This is a genomic window from Flavobacterium cerinum (assembly GCF_004028155.1).
Classification (GTDB): Bacteria; Bacteroidota; Bacteroidia; order Flavobacteriales; family Flavobacteriaceae; genus Flavobacterium; species Flavobacterium cerinum.
In genome coordinates this window covers 223571-242296 of record NZ_SBII01000003.1, presented here as the reverse complement: position 1 = coordinate 242296, position 18726 = coordinate 223571, and the positions used below count along the sequence as shown (strand labels likewise).

Below are 18726 nucleotides of genomic sequence, written 5' to 3'. Positions count from 1 at the left end.
GTTAACGTATTATTCTAATATAATCTGATTGTTTTTCCGTTCTACTTTAATTCTAAAAACATCACTAATCACACTAAGTATCTCATTAAGAGATTGATTTTTAAAAGTCGTTGTTATTGGTTTTTCCTGTAAATCGGTTCCTTTAATAACAATGTTTACATTGTAAATTTCATTAAGGGCATCTACAAGTTCCTGTAAAGGAGTTCCATTACAAACTAACTCATTATTTCTGTAATAATTGTACAGCCTCCCTTTACTTATACCTTTTATCAGTTCCGGATGCTCATCTTCTATAATTACTTTTTCCCCTTTTGTAAGCTCTACCGAGTCAGACTGTCTGCTTACCTTAACAATTCCTGTTTCAACTTCTACTGTCGTTTTCCCATTTTTATTTTTCACATTAAAAGAGGTTCCCACTACTTTAACCGTTACATTATTGATTTGAATAATAAAAGGTTTCTGTTTATCTGGTGCAACATCAAAAAATGCTTCTCCTTTCATAGTAACTGGCCGTGTGGTTCCTTCAAACTTACTTGCAAAAGATATTGACGAATTTTTATTTAGAGTAACAACAGTACCATCAGGTAAAGTTTCGGTTAAAATAGTATTTGTCGCAAATACCTCCCTTTCTGTTACACTATTTCCAAGAAAAGTATAGACAAGATAACCAATAGCACTAATAATTAAAAAAGAAGCAGCAATGCGCATCCATCCAAAAGAGGCTTTTTTCAATTGTATCACAGGTACAGGTTTGGCTTCAGTATGCATGCGGTTTTGCATACGCAGCCATGCCGCATTTTCGTCTACAGTTGAGTTTGCTGCAATATCAAGGCTTTTATCCCATATTTTTTTAAAATCATTGTAATATTTCCGGTTAGCATTATCAGTATCCAGCCAGTTTTTCACAACATCATTTTCATTTGCATCGGTTTCTCCTACCAGATATTTCACTAGCAGGTCATCATTTATATGTGGGTAATTTTGGTTCATTATTTCTGAATTAAATAGGGGATAAATAGGAGGAAAGGTAAAAATTCAACAAGTTTCAATCGCATTACTTTAAGTGCTTTTCCCATTTGGTTCTCAACGGTCTTTACCGAAATATTCAATTGATCTGCAATTTGCTGGTATTTTAGCTGTTCAAAACGGCTCAGTTGGAATATGATCCGGCATTGCTGCGGCAATTCATTAATTGCTTTTTGAATTTGTATTTCCAGTTCGGATGCAATCATAGTAGCGGAAGCATCATTAGACGCTTCAGCATGATTTGAATAGTGTTCCTGAAATGAAGATTTCACTTTTTGGTGTTTAATGTGATTAAGACTTTCATTATGGACAGATCGATAGAGATAAGCCTTGAGCGAGTCGTCAATTTGCAGCTGATCTCTTTTCTCCCAAATCCTAAAAAACACATTTTGAACAATTTCTTCTGCTATGATATCTTCCTTTATAAAGGTATAGGCATAGGCGTGCAGGTTCTTAAAGTAAAGTTTAAAAACCCTTTCAAATGCAGCCTCGTTACCCTGCCGGATTAAAGTAAGAGAGTCGTTATTTTGATATTCCACTTATACTATTTGACATTCAAAATCAAAGATATGCACTTTTTTGTGTTTTATGATTTACCTGTTCATGGTAAATTGGGTTAGTTTCTAATTTTTGTTAATCATAATATATAAAATTGTGGTTTGCCAGTATCGATACAAATGTATCAATACAAAAATCGGCAGTTATGTCGGTGTCCAGACTAAATTCATTAAAACTAATTGTACAGCTGTTGTCAAAAAAAGTAAAAGCCAGTCCCTGATCTCTTCCTGATACGACGATAGTTTGATTACCTGTTATTTGGACAGAATTGTTTTTTTGGATAAAGTATTCAAAGATCTGTTTTTGAAACTGGCGCTGCTCTCTGGTTGTTTGCATGACGTTCTTATTATGTTATACTTTGGTTGTTTGATCTTCATTTTTGCAATAATACCCGGACTTGCAAAAACGAAATATAATTTTTTGCGTAGTCCTTTTGCTTCTTTTACATCGGCTATAATGTCTTGAAATTCATGTATATTGAGGTAAACGGGATCACTTTTACTTTTTAACGGATTTGTAATGCCATACACAGGCTTTTCTTCTTCATATTGAAATGAATTGAACAAGTGATCCCAGATCATAAAGGTTGCTCCAAAATTCTTATCAATGTATTTTTCCTGGCTCCCATGATGTACCCTGTGATTGGATGGCGTACCAAAATATTTTTCAAAAAAAGGATGTAGTTTATCTATACTCTCTGTATGTACCCAGAACTGATATAATACACTTAGCTGGCTTGCAATAAGAAACACTACAGGGTGGAACCCAATAAAGATTAACGGAATAAAAAAAATCACTTTTGTGTACTGAAACCAGCTCTGTCTAAAACTAACTGTCAGGTTATAGTGTTCAGCCGAATGGTGTACCACATGGGTTGCCCAAAAGAATCGGCAGTAATGTGATATCCGATGGCTCCAATAGGCACAAAAATCATACAGTATAAAACAGGGAATAAGCGACCACCAGCTAAATTCCATACGGTAGGGCACAAGGTTATAAATTAATACAATGCTATAAAACATACCTGTCTTCAACAGTGTATTTATAGTTAAGTTTCCTACTCCAATAAACACAGAGCCAATAGTTTCTTTTCGATCATGACTTTTGTGTTCAAAAAAATAAAACATCACATACTCCAACAGCGTAAAAAAGGCTACAAAAGGTAATGCATATAAAATAAGATTAGGCGCATTCTGCTCCATCTCATTTATGCTGTCTATAGATATGGAAGCCGACCCCAAAAATTGCAATTGGGTAGTCCAGCTAATAATAGTTGCTTGCATAGATTGATGAGTTTTATGCGATTTGGATCTGGATGGTATAAAGACTACTATGTATTTCTACTTTCTGGCAAATGCCGTTCTGAAAGTGATAATCGTTATAATTTCCGTCAGGAAGTTTAATCCGGTAACTATGGCTGGCCAATTTTTCTATTGCAAGGAATTTTTGAAAGCTGTCCGAATATACCCGCTGCTGGTTAGTAGGTTCTTTGCTGTACAACATCATTAGGTTGTAATAAATAGGCTCTTTAAAAAAGCCCTCTTTTTTCTCGGCGATTATTTTATAATGAGGGTCTGTAAAGAATGTCGATTTACTAACCTTTTCCCGCCCGTTTACATGACGTTTTACATAAGAAGAGATAAGTTTACCGTTTTTATAATAAGAGCTCTCTTCGGTCTTTACATCAACATCAAACACCATTTTGGTATTTACCTGAGATGATATTTTAAGGAACATTTTGTCATTTTCTACTTTTTGGTACAATTGCATTTCTCCAATAACATTTCCATTTCGGGAAATGGTATAGTTTGTATTCTTTTCCTGAGCCTGCAGGGACATAAAGAAGAATAACGGGATAAGAAGGAGTTTTCCTTTTTTCGTAATTAACTGATTGCGGAAGTGATCATTACAGCTTCCAATTGTTATTTCGGTATATTCTCTGAATACCCGGAATAAAAAAATGTTACTACTGTGTGCCATGATTTGATTGATTGATTGATTGATTGATTGATTGATTGATTGATTGATCTGTGTTATAGTAGTAATACACCTCATTTCAACTTTACCCCTATGCCTGTTTGTATAAAAAACAAAGAGCCCTGTAAAATCAGGGCTCTTTGAGTGAAAAAATAATATATAAAGTAAGGTTATGTTTAGTTTATTCCATTAAAAAGGGGATCCTTGCATGATCCCCTAACTAACAAACTCAACAAATGAAAAACAATATTAGTTAGAATACACCTTGATGTAATCTACTATAAATTCCTGAGGGAATATGGTGTCATTTACTTTAGGACCGCCAAAGTTTCCGCCCACAGCAACATTTACAATAAAGTAAAAGGGCTGGTTAAAAGGCCATACTTCTACAGTCTTGTTTTCGGGAGCAAACGTGTAAACCGATTTACCGTCTACAAAAAACTCAATTTGGCTGGCAGTCCAATTAATCCCATAGGTATGAAAACCTTCTTCTATTTTAGGGAATTTTGTTTTCTTAGAATTTATGGTTTCGCCATGACTGTCCTGTGTATGTAGTGATGTAAATACTGTATGCGGTTCTTTACCCACATATTCTAAAATATCGATCTCGCCGGACATTGGCCAGCCGACTTCTTTTATATTAGAACCCAGCATCCAGAAAGCAGGCCAAATGCCCTGCCCGGTAGGTAGTTTTGCCCTGGCTTCTATATATCCATATTTAAATTCTTTTTTACCTGCTGTAGTAACACGGGTAGAAGTATAGGTATCACCATCTTTTTTGGCAGTAATTATTAAATGCCCGTTTTCAAGGCGGTGATTGGTTTTGGTATATTCCTGGCGCTCATTGTTACCCCATCCGCAAACGTTAGGGCATCCGTCACCAAGCTCATAATTCCAAACCGACTCATTAAGGGCTTTGCCGTCAAAATTCTCTTCCCAGATCAGTTTGCCTTTTTTTACCTGTGCTGTACCTACAGCACCTGCAAGTAAAAATAGTATGGATAATCGTTTCATAGTTTTATATTATTTAGAGTAGCTAAATGATCTTTCAAGCTCTGTATCAGAGCTTCCGCCTACAAACACTTTAAAATCACCCGGTTCTGCTTCCCATTTATCATTAACGGTATAAAATTCTATTGTTTTTTCGTCTATAGTAAACGTTACTGTTTTTACCTGTCCTGCTTTTATTTCGGTAAGCTCAAAACCTTTCAATTCCTTTACAGGTCGTGTTACAGATCCGAATAGGTCGCGTATATAAAGCTGAACCACCTCTTTACCATCTACAGTACTGTTATTTTTTACGTCAACACTCACAGTTATCTTTCCGTTGGATGCAAAAGCATTGGAACTTAGTTTTAAGTTCGAATATTCAAATTTAGAATAGCTCAAACCATGACCAAAAGGATATTGCGGACTATTTTCTGAATCGATATAATGTGCCCAGAAAACACTTTCAGTAGGAGTATCGCCTCCAGGTCTTCCGGTAGATTTATGGTTGTAATAAATAGGCACCTGCCCTACATTTCTAGGGAAGGTCATAGGCAGTTTACCACTTGGGTTATAATCACCATACAATACCTGTGCAATAGCATTACCGCTTTGTGTACCCAACTGCCAAGCCTCAACGATTGATGGAACATTCTCAGCAGCCCATGGTAAAACTAAAGGTCGCCCATTGGTAAGTACCAAAACAATGTTAGGATTTGCTTTATAAACCGCTTCCAGTAATTCCTGCTGTACGCCCGGTAAGCCAAGCTGTGTACGGCTTCTGCCTTCGCCGCTTTGAAGTCCATGTTCGCCTAAAACCATAACAACCACATCGGCTGCTTTTGCAGCGTTTACCGCTTCATTAAAACCGCTTTTATCGGTCGTGTTGATCTTTGTTTCCACAATGAATTTTGGAGTGCCTAAAGCAACATCAGCGCCTTTAGCATAAACCAGTTGGTTCCCGGTATATTTGCGCATTCCTTCCAGTACAGATATTGCCGTATTGTCATCGGCTGCAATCCTCCAGCTTCCAAGCGGACTGGTTTTATCATCTGCTAATGCTCCAATAACCGCAATTTTCTGTCCTTGTTTTTTTAAAGGCAGCAGGTTCTTTTCATTTTTAAGAAGTACGATCGATTTTTTTGCCATATCAAGAACCCCATCCTGGAATTCCTGTTTGCCAATTGTTTGCTTCTCACGTGCTTCGTCACAATATTTATATGGATTATCAAATAACCCCAATTGGAATTTTACTCTCAGAATACGGCGTACAGAATCGTCTATTTTATCTTCAGATACTTTACCTTCACGAACGAGTGCCGCAAGATATTCTACATAACCTGATGATTCCATATCCATATCGCTTCCTGCGTTAGCAGCCTGCTCCGTAGCCTGTTTAAGGTTTTTAGAATATCCATGGCCTACCATTTCACCTAAAGAACCCCAGTCAGAAACAATGAATCCTTTAAAATCCCAGTCTTTTTTAAGTATTTCTCTTTGTAAGTAAGCATTTCCGGTTGCCGGTATACCATCAAGATCATTAAATGAATTCATGAAGGTTAGAGCACCAGCCTCGGCAGTAGCCTTAAAAGGAGGGAGGATGATATTGTGCAATGTATTATGGCTCACTTCTACAGTATTATAATCTTTACCCGATTCTGCAAAAGCATAACCTGCAAAGTGTTTTACACAGGCGGCAAGACTAAGCTCACCCAGGTCACCCTGAAAGCCTTTTACACGGGCAACACCAATCACACTGTTTAGGTAAGGATCTTCTCCTGCGCCTTCCATAACGCGTCCCCAGCGTGCATCTCTGGATACATCTACCATCGGGGCAAAAGTCCAGTTAAGGCCTGATGCTGCAGCCTCAGCAGCAGCAATCTCTGCCGATCTTTGTATGGCCTCCATATCCCAGCTTGCCGCTTCTGCAAGGGGTATTGGGCTTATGGTCTTATAACCGTGAATAACATCAAAACCAAAAATAAGCGGAATACCCAGACGGGTTTCTTCAACAGCCATTTTTTGGAGTGCTTTTACATCTTTTACACCTTTTACATTAAGCATGGAGCCTACCCATCCTTTTTTAAGATGTTCATATTTTTTTGCGGCCTGTCCCTCTTTAGGTACTGGTCCGGTTACATCCCAAAAACCGTTGTATTGATTCATCTGGCCCACTTTTTCTTCGAGGGTCATAAGGCTGAGTAATGAATCTACTTTACGGTCTATAGAAAGTTTACCTGTATTTTTAACAGCGGCTATATTTTGTTTTGCAGTACTGCAGCTAATCCCTAAAGCCAGCAGGGCAGCTAAAACATATTTTGGTAAATTATATTTCATTATAATTTTTTAAAAAAGCTCAATAGGCAGGGAGGCTAGTTGTTACTAACCTCCTGGCTATTGAAAATAAGTGAATTATAGAGAACAGATGTTTATTGGAAAACCTTTACATAATCAACCTCCATGGCTGATGATACAAATCCCGGTGCAATAGCACCACCATAATTACCTCCCATGGCAACATTTAGTATAAGGAAGAAATTAGCATTAAAAGGTTTCGATGCATCATTAGCAAAAGTGTAGTATAGAGTACCATCAATAAAGAACCTTATTTTTTCGGCATCCCATATTGTTTTATATATATGGAAAGTCTCAGAAACATCAGGGATATTGGTAAAGCCTCCCACACCACCGGCACCCGAATGTCCAGGGTAGTGCAGGGTAGCGTGTACTTCGCCCTGCTTATTGCCTATGTGCTCCATCATATCCAGCTCACCACAGGCAGGCCATTGCTGCGTTGCATAGTTGGCGCCAAGCATCCATAATGCAGGCCAGGTTCCGCTGCCTTTAGGCAGTTTGGCCTTAATTTCAATTTTTCCATATTTAAAGTCGAACTTACCTTCGGTTTTCATACGGGCAGATGTGTATTGTTTCCCGTCAAAAGCTTCAGCTTTAGCCGTAATTTTAAGCATACCGCCAGATACTACAGCATTTTCGGCCTTATACGATTGCGCTTCGTTATTACCCCATCCGCTTTGTCCTGTACCTAATTCCATTGTCCATTTGGATGCATCAGGTGCACCATCAACATCAAATTCATCAGAAAATACAAGGTTTGATGGCTCAGGATTGCTGGCCTGTTTTTGCTCTTCAATGGTTTTAGTTGTAAAAGTATGGTACCAGGCTAGGGTAGGATCATTACCCATTACAGCTCTAACCTGCATTTCTGTTGCAGTTATTTTAAGTATTTCATAAGTTGTAGCACCTACATAATAGCCCATAAAGCCATTATCAGCAAAAGTCATCGAAGTCCCTCTTGTCTTACCGGTAGGTACTACAGAGTTGGAAGGGCCTAATGTTACTGTTTTAAGTCCCGAAGTATCATAAGTAAGACAAAGATCCTGAGATGTATCTCCACTTCCACCAACACTGTTATAAGATTTGTTGAAAAAAGCGCTTCCATCAGTATCTAACTTAAATTTGATCGTTTCTCCCTCTAAAGAGAAAACTAATTTCTCTAAATAAAGGCAGCTGCTTGAACCAAGTTCTTTTTCGAATGGTGCTGCACCATAGAATTTAGGAATAGCATTGTCATCAGAGTTGTCATTTGGTCCTACTCCAAGGTGGCCTTGTTTAGAAGCTGCCCAATACCATGTTTTGGTAGAACCGGCAGTTAAAAACTGAATCGCTTCAGGATCAGAGAAATCACTGTATACAGTTACTTCTATAGAGGTATTGGTAGCGGTACCGCCTGTGCCATAAGCTACAGCCGTTACAGTATAGGTATTTACACCATTTTTAGTAAACTGTTTGGTATATTCTCCTGATGGCGAATTTTCAGATGTTTCGTCGCTAAATAAAAACTTGTAGCTTGTAGCATTATCTGCAGTAGCTTTAAGTATTACTTTTCCAGATCCGTCTCCGTCAGGGTTTGCTGCATCTTTACCTACAATTTCATAAGAGATCGTTAGGTTTGTAGGGGATACAATGGCACCAAAGGTTTTATCGTCTTCCTGGCAGCTGCTCACTAAAACAAGCAGCATAAGGAACTTTGTTAAGTTTTTTAAGGTCTTTTTCATAGTCTTAATTAGATTGTTTTACGTCATCATAATAGTAGCTTGCTCCGGTGCCCGAAGTTCCAAAATCAAAGAATATAACGACCATTTGGTAAGGAACAGTGGTATTTACAACATCGGTATAGTCAAATGTCAGTTCTTCCCATTCGTTTGCAACCGTTGTATTCACAGATTTCTCTATTGAAACAGAGTTGTCATTATGTTTTTCCAGTTTAAGCAATACAGGTATGTTTGCTGCAGGTGACCATACTTTAACTTTTAGTTTCTTCTGTACAGAAAAATCAATAGGAGCAACAAGTGGTAAAGAAACTCCCGCCCATGTTTCAGATCCTGTTGGTTTGAGCATTTTTGCAACATTAGCACTTGTATTAATTCCACTAGCATCCGGGTTAGCAACTTTAGAACCTACTGCACTACCAAAACCTACAAGGTTATAATCAACATCATCTTCAAAAGTTACAGGAAGTGGATTAACCGAACTAAATTGTTCGATATCATCAAAATAATAAGTGTCTCCGCCACCTACAACGTCAAAATTGAAGAACAGGATCACTTTAGAGTATTGTTTACTAAAATCGGCAGCAGACAGGTTATAGCTAAGCACTTCCCATTGGTTCGCAACTGTTGTAAACTGGTCTATTTCATGGTTGATAGTGCCATCGGTTAGGTTCTCTATTTTCAGTTTAACCTTAACACCCGCAGCCGGTGACCATACTTTAAGCCTTATCGATTTAAAAGTATTAAAATCAATTACCTCATCTAGTGTTATTGTAGTTCCTGCCCATGTTTCTGCACCTGGGTTCTTAACTGCTTTTCCAACTCTTGTACTAGTGTTTATTCCACTTGCATTAGGATTGTCTATAACACTCGAAGATGCATTTCCAAAATCAGTAAGGGAGTAGTTAAGTGTTGCACTTTCAAAATTAATAGGAAGTAGCAAAGGATTGGTAATTGTTACATTTTGTGTAAAGGTTTTAGTTGCAGCACCTCCACTGTAGGCTACTACTTTTACTTCATAGGTGCCTATCGCAGCATAGGTATGCTTAATGGTTTCTCCTTCGTTAAACTGTACAGGGGTTTCATTCTCTCCTTCGCCAAACCATACTTCAAAGAAAGCTTCAAACTCGGCTTTTGCAGCTACATCAATAGAGAAAGAATCTCCTGTTACAGGTGTAATAGTTACAGCAAGGTTTTCAGGCTCTCTAAACGATACAGTTAACTGATGAATATACTCAGTAGTTTTACCGTTAATGGTTGTACCAATTACTCTCACGCTGTAAACGCCTTCAGCATAGGTATGGTTAATGGTTTTCCCTGGGAAAACCCTTGATGGCTCTGCAGTGCTGTCACCAAAGTAGATGTCATAACTACCAACACCTTCGCCACGAGGGGCAATGGTTACAAGTCCTGTATTATCCTGTGTAATAGTAAATAAGGCCGATACATTAGTTGGAGCACCTACGTTTTCCAAGCTATCCAGGCTATTTTCATCGTCTGAACAGCCAAACATGATTGACGCCAGAACAAAAGTTATCAGTATTTTAAATTTTTTCATAATGTCTTAGTTTGCGTATAAAGGATTTTGTTCCCATTTGTCGTTAGAAAAACGAATCTCTTCGATAGGAATAGGGAAGAGGTTGTTTTTACCTTCTACGTACCCCGGAATTGTTCCGGCAGCTTTACCTGTCCTTACAAGGTCAAAGAAACGATGTCCTTCGCCTAACAATTCTCTTCTTCTTTCGTCTTGGATATCCTGAACCAGTTCGTCTCCCGATGAGGTAATATCATGGTTGTTATCTCCAAAAGCTCTTCGTCTAACTTCATTAAGATAGGTTTGTGCTTTCCCCGGATTAGAAGTACTAAATGCTTCGGCAGCCATTAATAAAACGTCTGCATAACGAATAGCACGGTAGTTATTAGGGTTGGTAAGGTTAAGGTCACCTGCAGCTTCTTTACTTCTTTTTCTAGGAATATACTTTCTGTTAAAACGTCCGGTATCTTTATACCCAGGACTGTAAACAGCATCAGATTCTGCTGACCAATCCTTCATATTAAGAATAGTATACTTTTTTCTGGTATCGCCATCTTCATAAATAGCTTCTGCTTCTGCTGTAGGAACATTAAAGCTAAAACCGGGAGTAAACAATGGACCTTCATAATTTCTTGGACCACTAAAACCTACAGCTACATTACCTTCACTACATTGAAGGCATCCAAATCCTGCTCCTTCAACATCAGTATATTGTATTTCGAATACCGATTCTTTTCCGTTTTCACCTACTTCTTCAAATAAATTGCTGTATTTGTCTTTATCAGCAGCGTTAGATTCTTTTACTAAAGCATAATTACCACTGGTAATTACATTTTCAAGCATTGGTCCGGCAAGATCAAATTTCTTTTGGTACAGGTACACTTTTCCAAGCAATGCCTGTGCAGCTCCTTTAGTAACCCTGCCTACCTGAGGTGCAATAGGGTTAAGGTCTGCAATAGCAAGCGTAAGGTCATTTTCTATAGCTGCATATACTTCTTCTTTAGATGATCTTGGAGTAGTAAGCTCATCACCTAATTTAAATCGTGCATCACCCTTCATCGGTATGCCTCCAAACCATTTTACAAGCTCAAACTGGTAGTAAGCGCGAAGAAAACGTGCTTCGGCTATTATTTGTGCTTTTCCCGAAAACTCTGTTTTATCTTTAAATTCAAGAATATAGCTCGCTCTGTTTACGCCAGCAAACATCCAGTTCCATATATCTCTAAGATTAGAATTTACAGGAGTATGTGTCATCAAATCTACTTGCTGCCATCCTATAACGTCATTTGCATCACCACCACCACATACGGTATTGTCCGAAGCAATTTCTCCTAAAATAGCATTTGCATAAGTAGATTGTAAAATATCATAAGCAGCAATTAAACCTTTATAATATTCTTCTTCCGAGTTAAAATAGTTGTCAGATCCTATAGAGTAAAGAACATCTCTTTCAATAAAATCATCACTGCAGGATATTGATACTGTTGTTATAAGGCTAAAAGCCAATATGGCTGTTAATATTTTTCTTTTCATTTTTTTAGAAATTAAGATTTAAACCTAATAGAAATGTTCTTGGAACCGGATAAAAACCGTAATCGATTCCTGAAGCCAGCGGGTTGTTATTTGTTGCTCCCGGGTCAAATCCTCTGTATTTTGTAAATGTATACAGGTTGTTAACACCTGCATATAGTCTTATTTTTGTTATACCGGCTCTTTTTGTAAAGTCTTCATTAATAGTATAACCTAACTGTACGTTTTGTATTCTTAAGAACGAAGCGTCTTCAACAAAATAGTCAGAGAATATGTTGTTAGATGTAGCCCCTGTAGTAACTCTTGGCACAGTAGTACTTGTGCCTTCACCATGCCATCTGTCAAGCGTATAGTTAAGTTTATTTACATCGGGTACATTTCTTTCATAGTTTCTTACCATATCATTACCAATAGATGCAAAAGCATAGGCTGCAATATCAAAGCCTTTATAGCTCATTTGCAGATTAAAGCCCATAGTAGCGTCCGGTATTGGGTCACCTAGATTTGTTCTGTCGTCGGTAGTAATTTTCCCATCACCGTTAACGTCAGCATACCTGATGTCTCCCGGCTGTGCAGCTGTACCAAGTGCACTTTGATCTGGATGCGCAGCTACCTCAGCAGCATTTTGAAAAATACCATCGGTTTTATACCCATAAAAGTATCCTAAAGGTTTTCCAACTTCCATTCTGGTCATTGTTGGCTGTCCTACACCAAAAGAGCCGCCTTCTACAATTCCGGTACCATTGTTTACTTTGTAAACCTCATTTTTAAGAAAAGTAACATTATAGCTTGCACTGATATTAAAGTTGTCTCCAATTTTATCTTTAAAAGATAAAGCAAGTTCAAGACCTCTGTTATCTACACCTCCGGCATTATAAGTAGGATTTTGTCCACCTGGGCCGTTAGTACCAATAATCCCTGTGATAGGAGTATTAGGAATTAAAAGGTTTTCTCTACGATCAATAAAATAATCGGCTGTAAATTCAAGTTTATCATTGGCAAGCCTTAAGTCTAAACCAACATCAAATTTTTTAGCCTCTTCCCACTTAAGATCTTTATTGGAAAGAGCCCCAATTGCAGCACCTTGTACTAGCTGACCATTAAGTACATAAGTAGCTTCACCATCCAGTAATCCAATGTATCTGTTATTCCCTATAAGGTCATTACCCAAAACACCGTAGCTGGCTCTAAGTTTTGCAAAACTCACTGTTTTAGATTCTCCGTAAAAAGGTTCATCAGAAATAATCCATCCTCCTGTTACCGAAGGGAAATAGGCTACTCTATTTGCAGGACCAAATCTTGTAGAAGAATCTCTTCTGATCATACCAGATAATAAATACCTTCCTTTATAATCATACTGAATTCTCCCAAAATAAGACAATCTTCTTTCATCATAAGAGTAAGAATTTGCAGTTTTAGATTCAGAAAAACCGGTTGTAAGTCGTATGTCTGCAAATTCCCATGAGTTATTTGGTACATCAAAGCCTGTAGCATATAAACCTTCACCCCATGATTTAAAAACAGTCATACCTCCGGTTACAGTAAAGTTGTGTGCATCGTTGATTGATTTTTTATAAGTTGCAAACAAATCATAAGTATAATCATTGTCATGGAATGCATTCTGATTAACACTGCTTCTCACATTATCAAACACTTTACCTCCATAAGAAATTTGCTTGTTAAAAACTCTTTCTCGGGCATTTTGTGTATTAAAACCTAAACGATTGGTAATAACAAGATCTTTTATCAGTTCATAATCAACCGTTATATTACCATTTAATTTCTTGAAATTATATTCATTATAGGTATTTGCTATTTGTGCTAATGGGTTAATTACCTCATTACCTAAATTACTACCTGGGTTTGTGTTACCTGTCGGCAGTACTGTATAATCTCCTTTATCATTAAAAGGGGTATAGATAGATGGAGTATTTATAGCATTAAATAATACAGATCCAAGAACATTTTCGTTAAACGATTTTCTCTCAAATTGAGTGTAAATAATGTTTGTACTTAGTTTTAACTTGTCTGTAAGGTCTGTATTTAAACCTAAACGGGCAGTATTTCTAATAAAACTGGATTTATTACCTCCAATAATACCTCCCTGATCTAAATGTGATCCGCTTGCACTATATGACGTTTTTTCGCCACCACCCGTAACCGAGAAATCATGGTTAATAACAGGTACTCCTTTATCAAATACCTGATCCTGCCAGTTTGTACCCACACCCAAACCGGATACGTTTGGAAACGGAATATTCTGACCGCCGTTAGCATAACTTTCGTTTAGTAATAAAGCATATTCTGTAGCATTTAGAACATTCATCTTTTTAGATGTTTCCTGAAATCCTGTATAGGTATTATATGAAAAAGCAGTTTTGCTGTTTTTTCTACCTTTTTTGGTAGTAACCAGGATTACACCATTTGCTCCAATAGTACCGTAGATAGCTGCTTGAGCATCTTTTAGTACTGTAATGGTCTCAATGTCATTCGGATTCATTAATCCGAAATCGGCTGTGTTATTTAAAACATAACCATCTACAATAACTGTAGGGTCTGCATTTCCATTAGTACCAATACCTCTAATACGTATGGTAAGATTTGCACCCGGTGCCCCGGATTGTGTTGTAACATTAACACCCGAAACCGTTCCTTGTAGCGCCTGTTCTACTTTAACAGGGTTTAGCTTTTCTAACGTTTCGCTGCTTACTACACTTACAGCTCCTGTAACTTCCCTTTTTTTCTGGGAGCCGTAACCAATAACCACGACTTCTTCTAAGGCTTTGGCATCTTCTTCAAGGCTTACCGTTATGGTTTTGCCCGTTACAGCCATTTCTTTGGTTTTATAACCAAGATAACTAAAGACCAGAGTAGAACCTTGGGGTACCGATAAGGTAAAGTTTCCATCCATGTCTGTTGCTGTACCTATTGTAGAATTTTTTACAGTGACATTTGCACCGGGTATAGGTAATCCGGTGGCCACTTCATTTACTTTACCGCTAACTTCTATATTCTGCGCAAAGCAAAATGTTGAAACAAACAGGAAAGCAATTAAGAATAGTTTTGACTTCATGTAAAATTGTTTTTTGTGATTATCTAAAATTATATCACAATTATTTATATAGATGAAAAAGAACCTCTACAAAAAATATACATTTCGAAATTAACTAAGATAAAACCCAATTAATCAATATAAAGCCAGTGTTAACAGTATCTTAAGAGAATGTGAATGAAAGGTGAAATAGTTACGAAAACCTTGTAAATAGTACTTTTGTATAGGTAATGTATAGGTAGGTATCCATTGTGTTGAGGTTAACTATATAGAAAGAATGTACTCAACAAGACTATGTTCATGAGGTAATTCCATTTTTTTGCGCAAACGATATCGTTTTATCTCGACACTGCGAACAGAAATATTAAGCAGCGGTGCAATTTCCTTGGATGATAAATTGAGTCGGAGGTAAGCACATAATCTCAAATCATTTGGAGTTAACAACGGATGTGCCTTTTTTACCTTTTTTAGGAAGTCTTTATCGGCGTTGTTAAATGCCTCTTTGAACATATCCCAGGTGTCGTCCTCATTAATGTTTTTATTAATGGTTGTAATAACCGATTTTACATTTTTGTCATTGCTTTCATCTGTTTTCTTTAAATCGTCCTTGATCATAGAAAGCAATTCATTCTTTTTAATAAGATTCATGGTAGAAACGGCCAGTTCGCGGTTTTTACTTTCAAAATCCTGCTCCAGCTGAAGATTCTTTACCTTCATTAGTTCCTGCTCGTTTTCCAGCTCTTTTATTTCTAAAAGCCTGTTGTTTTCCTCGATCAGTTTTTCCTTTTGCCTGTGGTAGTAATTTTTGTAAGCACGGTTTATAAGATAAGCAGCGATTAACGCGAGTATTAAATAAATGATTAATGCAATAGTTGTAGCATACCATGGTTTAAGTATGGTAAAAGAATATTGTGCGATATTATTAGAAATAGAATTTCCTGTTTTTGCACGTACTTTAAAAACATAATCGCCCGGTGGCAGGTTTTTAAAAGTTATATAAGGTTTAGCATTCCATTCACTCCATTGCTCCTGCATGCCTTCCAGTAGATATTGAAATTCTGCATTTACATATTTGTTGTATTCCGGCACGGTAAAAGAAAAAGTCAGGTTGTTTTCATCATATTTAAAACTTCCTTCTCCAGCTATAGGTTTAGAAACCGTATTTTGGTTAAGCAGGTTGGTAGCTACGTTTGTAATGCTAATGTTGTAATTGGTAAAATTAAGACCGTTGAGGTTAATGGTGTAATAACCGTCTGTTGTTCCTACCAGATAAGTATTTTGAGTTATTTGAGTAATATTCTCAAACCCCAGCATAGAATTAGTAAGGGTAGAAGGAATAGGGATTACATTGTGCTTTAGCTCTGAATTGAGTTTGCCTGCCGAAAAATAGTTGATATAGTTTTTGGTGAAAAACCATAATTTTCCTGATTTGTCCGGGGTAAGTTTTCCGGATGTGTATTCGTCTTTCGAAAATACTTTCGAAAGCAGTTCTTGTTTAACAAATTGTTTTGTTTTTTGGTCTACTTTAAAAAAGCCCTCTTTAGAGGCATAATAGATTATATTATTAAACTTACTAAGACTTGCATTCTTTCCTTTAACAGGAGACTTGTAAGCTACAAATTTGGTAACGCTTGTATAATTTTTATCTACAGCTATTCTAAAAACGCCTTTATATTCATGGCTTATGTAAATTTCATTGGCACCTGCTATTTCAAAATAGCGGCTGGAATAGTCAAAACCTTTTATCCAGTTTCTAAATTCCCATCCTAAAGCAGTTTTTTCAAGTACAGCAATCCCATGATAACTCCCTTGTAATAATAAGTCCTTATCGTATGGATGCTTTTCAAACTTCCAGGTTCCTGAACCCGAAAAAATTTGTACAGCTGTATTGGTATTTATTACATAAGTACCCGAATCATGCCCGCAAAATAGGGTACCATCATTTTCATATAATGACCACACCTGTCCCTTAGTACCGGGGATGAATTTAAAATCTTCATTACTCGTATAGTTTTTATAAAACAATCCCTGATTTGTACCTACATAAAGTAATTCTTTGTGAAGTATAGAGGCATATACAGTACCTAAAAATCCGGTATCGTCTACAAAACTCCGCACTGCAGATTGAAGATTAATACAGTTAATACCATTATCAAGCCCTATCCACAGGTTTTTATCATGATCTTCATATAAAGAGAGCGCGGTATTATTGCTTAGTCCTTTGTTTTGAGTAATATGGTATTTTATTTTACCGTCGCTGTTAAGAATAAATATTCCGTTAGAGACCGATCCCAATGCCAGGCTGCCATCGCTAAGCAGCTGTCCGCTGTAAATACTGCTTGTTTGGAGCTCATTATCTGCCTGAGTATTCCATTTGGTTATAGTACCGTTTTTATATTCAAACAGTCCATTGTACTGTGTTTGTAAAAGGAGTCCTTCATTTCTGGGATATATATTTACAATTTTATTCTTTAAAATTACAGGATCAGTGCTAATAGTTTTGCTTTTGCCGTTTTCAATTTCAAAAAGACCTGTTCCAAAGGTTTGGTACAAAATGGTATTGTCTACCATAAAGATCTTGTTTACACCGGTTTTGGGCTTAATAATATTATAGGTTCCGGCTTTACTGTCATAAACAAATATCTGGCTTAACGATTGAAAAATGATCCATTGGTCATATTGTGCTATGTTCCAAAATTGCTCATCGTCTAAAATTTTACTGCGTATTGATTTACTTAGTGAGAAGTATTTTAAAATTCCTTCAGCATTTCTTTCCCAATAACCAAACTCCATATAGCAGCCGGTATATATCTTCTTGCCGATGACTTTAACTGAGCGTATAATGGTTTCGTTAGGAGATGGGTATAAGCTCCATGCCATACCATTGTATTCTAACAGGCCTTCGTTATTCGCAAAATACATAAAACGGCTGCTGTCCTGGGCAATCATCCAGTTTTGATTTCCGGCATTATAATTTCCGGCATTAAACTTAACAATAGGGGGTAGTTCCTGAGTAAATCCGGCAACACAATAGAATAATAATAGGAGTAATGATTTTTTTATCAAAACGCGAAGATTAAATTAGAGATGAAGTTACGAATATACGATTTGAAAATAAAGTTTAAAAAGATCAATAGTCTTAGAAACTCCGGTAGTACTTCTAAAACTGGCTGAATTAAAATGTATGAAAACAGTATATGTGCTTTCTTTTGTAGTAATAGCAAAATTTAGAGCTAACTGTTAAGGAATCTGTTAAAAATAACGTGTTTGGGGTTAAACACCATAAATAATGCAAAAGCACGGCAGGTACTGAATTATAACCGATTATGACCATTTTAAGATTAAATTAACCGTTAAAGTAAGTTTAAATAACTGTTTCTTAAAGGTTATCAAGGGTGCTCTTGGCTAGATTTGCTTTACTAACATTTACTTAATTTAATTTTTAGCAACATGAAAAAGATCAATTTATTAGTTTGTACGCTTGCAGTGGCAGGTTTAGGTTTTACATCGTGCAGCGATGATGACAATGACGCTAACGACAATGTACGTATTGAGGGAACTTACGTACTAGATGAGGTGAATACAGCAAAAGCTACAGATTTTGATATGAACGGGGTACTTCATATTGACCAGATGGAAGAATCGAAATGCTATGATGGAGGTAAAGTAGTTTTAAATGCCGATGGTACTTTTACATACGTAATTAAAGGCATTTTGGTAACAGATGGTACAGCAGGCTGCTCAGAAACATTTACAGCTTCTGGATTATACAAAGCAGAAACAGCTGCTAACAGTAAAAATTCTCTGATTACACTTACTTACACTAATCAAAAAGGTGATCAGGAAGTAAGAGTATTTACAAAAATTGGAGATGAGCTTATTTGGGAAGACAACACTATTTTGTCTTCATATCCAGACAGAGATGCAAATGGTGCAGCAATACTTACTCAGGGAAGAGTACAGTATGTGTTTGATAAATAAGATTTCAAAGC

At 36.9% G+C, this 18726-nt stretch carries 12 protein-coding genes; 1 reads left to right on the top strand and 11 read right to left on the bottom strand.

The window, feature by feature from the left end; all coding sequences use genetic code 11:
• Positions 1 to 9: 9 nt before the first annotated feature.
• The 11 genes from EPI11_RS06280 to EPI11_RS06230 all read right to left on the bottom strand — a co-directional run bounded on the left by EPI11_RS06280 (position 10) and on the right by EPI11_RS06230 (position 17800).
• A complete protein-coding gene (locus EPI11_RS06280) occupies positions 10 to 990 on the bottom strand; it encodes a FecR family protein (RefSeq protein WP_128389091.1) in 981 nt (326 codons plus the stop codon).
• Complete coding sequence (locus EPI11_RS06275) at positions 990 to 1565, bottom strand: RNA polymerase sigma-70 factor (RefSeq protein WP_164879119.1); 576 nt, start codon at positions 1563 to 1565, stop codon at positions 990 to 992. The genes EPI11_RS06280 and EPI11_RS06275 overlap by 1 nt, the downstream gene beginning before the upstream one ends.
• A 273-nt stretch (positions 1566 to 1838) precedes the next feature.
• Positions 1839 to 2867, bottom strand: coding sequence for a sterol desaturase family protein (locus EPI11_RS06270; RefSeq protein WP_128389090.1), 1029 nt, complete (start codon positions 2865 to 2867; stop codon positions 1839 to 1841).
• 13 nt (positions 2868 to 2880) lie between these two features.
• The gene (locus EPI11_RS06265; protein WP_128389089.1) at positions 2881 to 3564 is read right to left on the bottom strand and encodes a DUF6134 family protein; all 684 of its coding nucleotides are present in this window, start codon (positions 3562 to 3564) and stop codon (positions 2881 to 2883) included.
• A gap of 246 nt (positions 3565 to 3810) precedes the next feature.
• Positions 3811 to 4575: a glycoside hydrolase family 16 protein gene (locus EPI11_RS06260; RefSeq protein ID WP_128389088.1), complete on the bottom strand. Its 765-nt coding sequence runs from the start codon at positions 4573 to 4575 to the stop codon at positions 3811 to 3813.
• Between the two features lie 9 nt (positions 4576 to 4584).
• Positions 4585 to 6885 (bottom strand): beta-glucosidase BglX, encoded by a 2301-nt coding sequence (bglX, locus tag EPI11_RS06255; protein WP_128389087.1) that lies wholly within the window; start codon positions 6883 to 6885, stop codon positions 4585 to 4587.
• Positions 6886 to 6977: 92 nt separating this feature from the next.
• Entirely contained in the window at positions 6978 to 8624 is a 1647-nt protein-coding gene (locus EPI11_RS06250) for a glycoside hydrolase family 16 protein (protein ID WP_128389086.1), read from the bottom strand.
• A 4-nt stretch (positions 8625 to 8628) separates the two neighbouring features.
• Positions 8629 to 10176: a hypothetical protein gene (locus tag EPI11_RS06245; RefSeq protein WP_128389085.1), complete on the bottom strand. Its 1548-nt coding sequence runs from the start codon at positions 10174 to 10176 to the stop codon at positions 8629 to 8631.
• 6 nt (positions 10177 to 10182) lie between these two features.
• On the bottom strand, positions 10183 to 11685 hold the full coding sequence (locus tag EPI11_RS06240; RefSeq protein ID WP_128389084.1) for a RagB/SusD family nutrient uptake outer membrane protein: 1503 nt from the start codon (positions 11683 to 11685) through the stop codon (positions 10183 to 10185).
• Positions 11686 to 11689: 4 nt separating this feature from the next.
• Positions 11690 to 14755 (bottom strand): SusC/RagA family TonB-linked outer membrane protein, encoded by a 3066-nt coding sequence (locus EPI11_RS06235; RefSeq protein ID WP_128389083.1) that lies wholly within the window; start codon positions 14753 to 14755, stop codon positions 11690 to 11692.
• Between the two features lie 243 nt (positions 14756 to 14998).
• Positions 14999 to 17800 (bottom strand): helix-turn-helix and ligand-binding sensor domain-containing protein, encoded by a 2802-nt coding sequence (locus EPI11_RS06230; RefSeq protein ID WP_241657588.1) that lies wholly within the window; start codon positions 17798 to 17800, stop codon positions 14999 to 15001.
• A gap of 384 nt (positions 17801 to 18184) precedes the next feature.
• On the opposite strand from EPI11_RS06230, the gene EPI11_RS06225 reads away from it, so the two are divergent.
• Positions 18185 to 18715 (top strand): hypothetical protein, encoded by a 531-nt coding sequence (locus EPI11_RS06225; protein WP_128389082.1) that lies wholly within the window; start codon positions 18185 to 18187, stop codon positions 18713 to 18715.
• Positions 18716 to 18726: the final 11 nt, after the last annotated feature.

Excerpts from the sequence above, each read along its gene's own strand:
- EPI11_RS06280 (WP_128389091.1), bottom strand. The coding sequence starts at position 990 with ATGAACCAAAATTACCCACATATAAATGATGACCTGCTAGTGAAATAT.
- EPI11_RS06270 (WP_128389090.1), bottom strand. The coding sequence starts at position 2,867 with ATGCAAGCAACTATTATTAGCTGGACTACCCAATTGCAATTTTTGGGG.
- EPI11_RS06265 (WP_128389089.1), bottom strand. The coding sequence starts at position 3,564 with ATGGCACACAGTAGTAACATTTTTTTATTCCGGGTATTCAGAGAATAT.
- EPI11_RS06260 (WP_128389088.1), bottom strand. The coding sequence starts at position 4,575 with ATGAAACGATTATCCATACTATTTTTACTTGCAGGTGCTGTAGGTACA.
- bglX (WP_128389087.1), bottom strand. The coding sequence starts at position 6,885 with ATGAAATATAATTTACCAAAATATGTTTTAGCTGCCCTGCTGGCTTTA.
- EPI11_RS06250 (WP_128389086.1), bottom strand. The coding sequence starts at position 8,624 with ATGAAAAAGACCTTAAAAAACTTAACAAAGTTCCTTATGCTGCTTGTT.
- EPI11_RS06245 (WP_128389085.1), bottom strand. The coding sequence starts at position 10,176 with ATGAAAAAATTTAAAATACTGATAACTTTTGTTCTGGCGTCAATCATG.
- EPI11_RS06240 (WP_128389084.1), bottom strand. The coding sequence starts at position 11,685 with ATGAAAAGAAAAATATTAACAGCCATATTGGCTTTTAGCCTTATAACA.
- EPI11_RS06235 (WP_128389083.1), bottom strand. The coding sequence starts at position 14,755 with ATGAAGTCAAAACTATTCTTAATTGCTTTCCTGTTTGTTTCAACATTT.
- EPI11_RS06225 (WP_128389082.1), top strand. The coding sequence starts at position 18,185 with ATGAAAAAGATCAATTTATTAGTTTGTACGCTTGCAGTGGCAGGTTTA.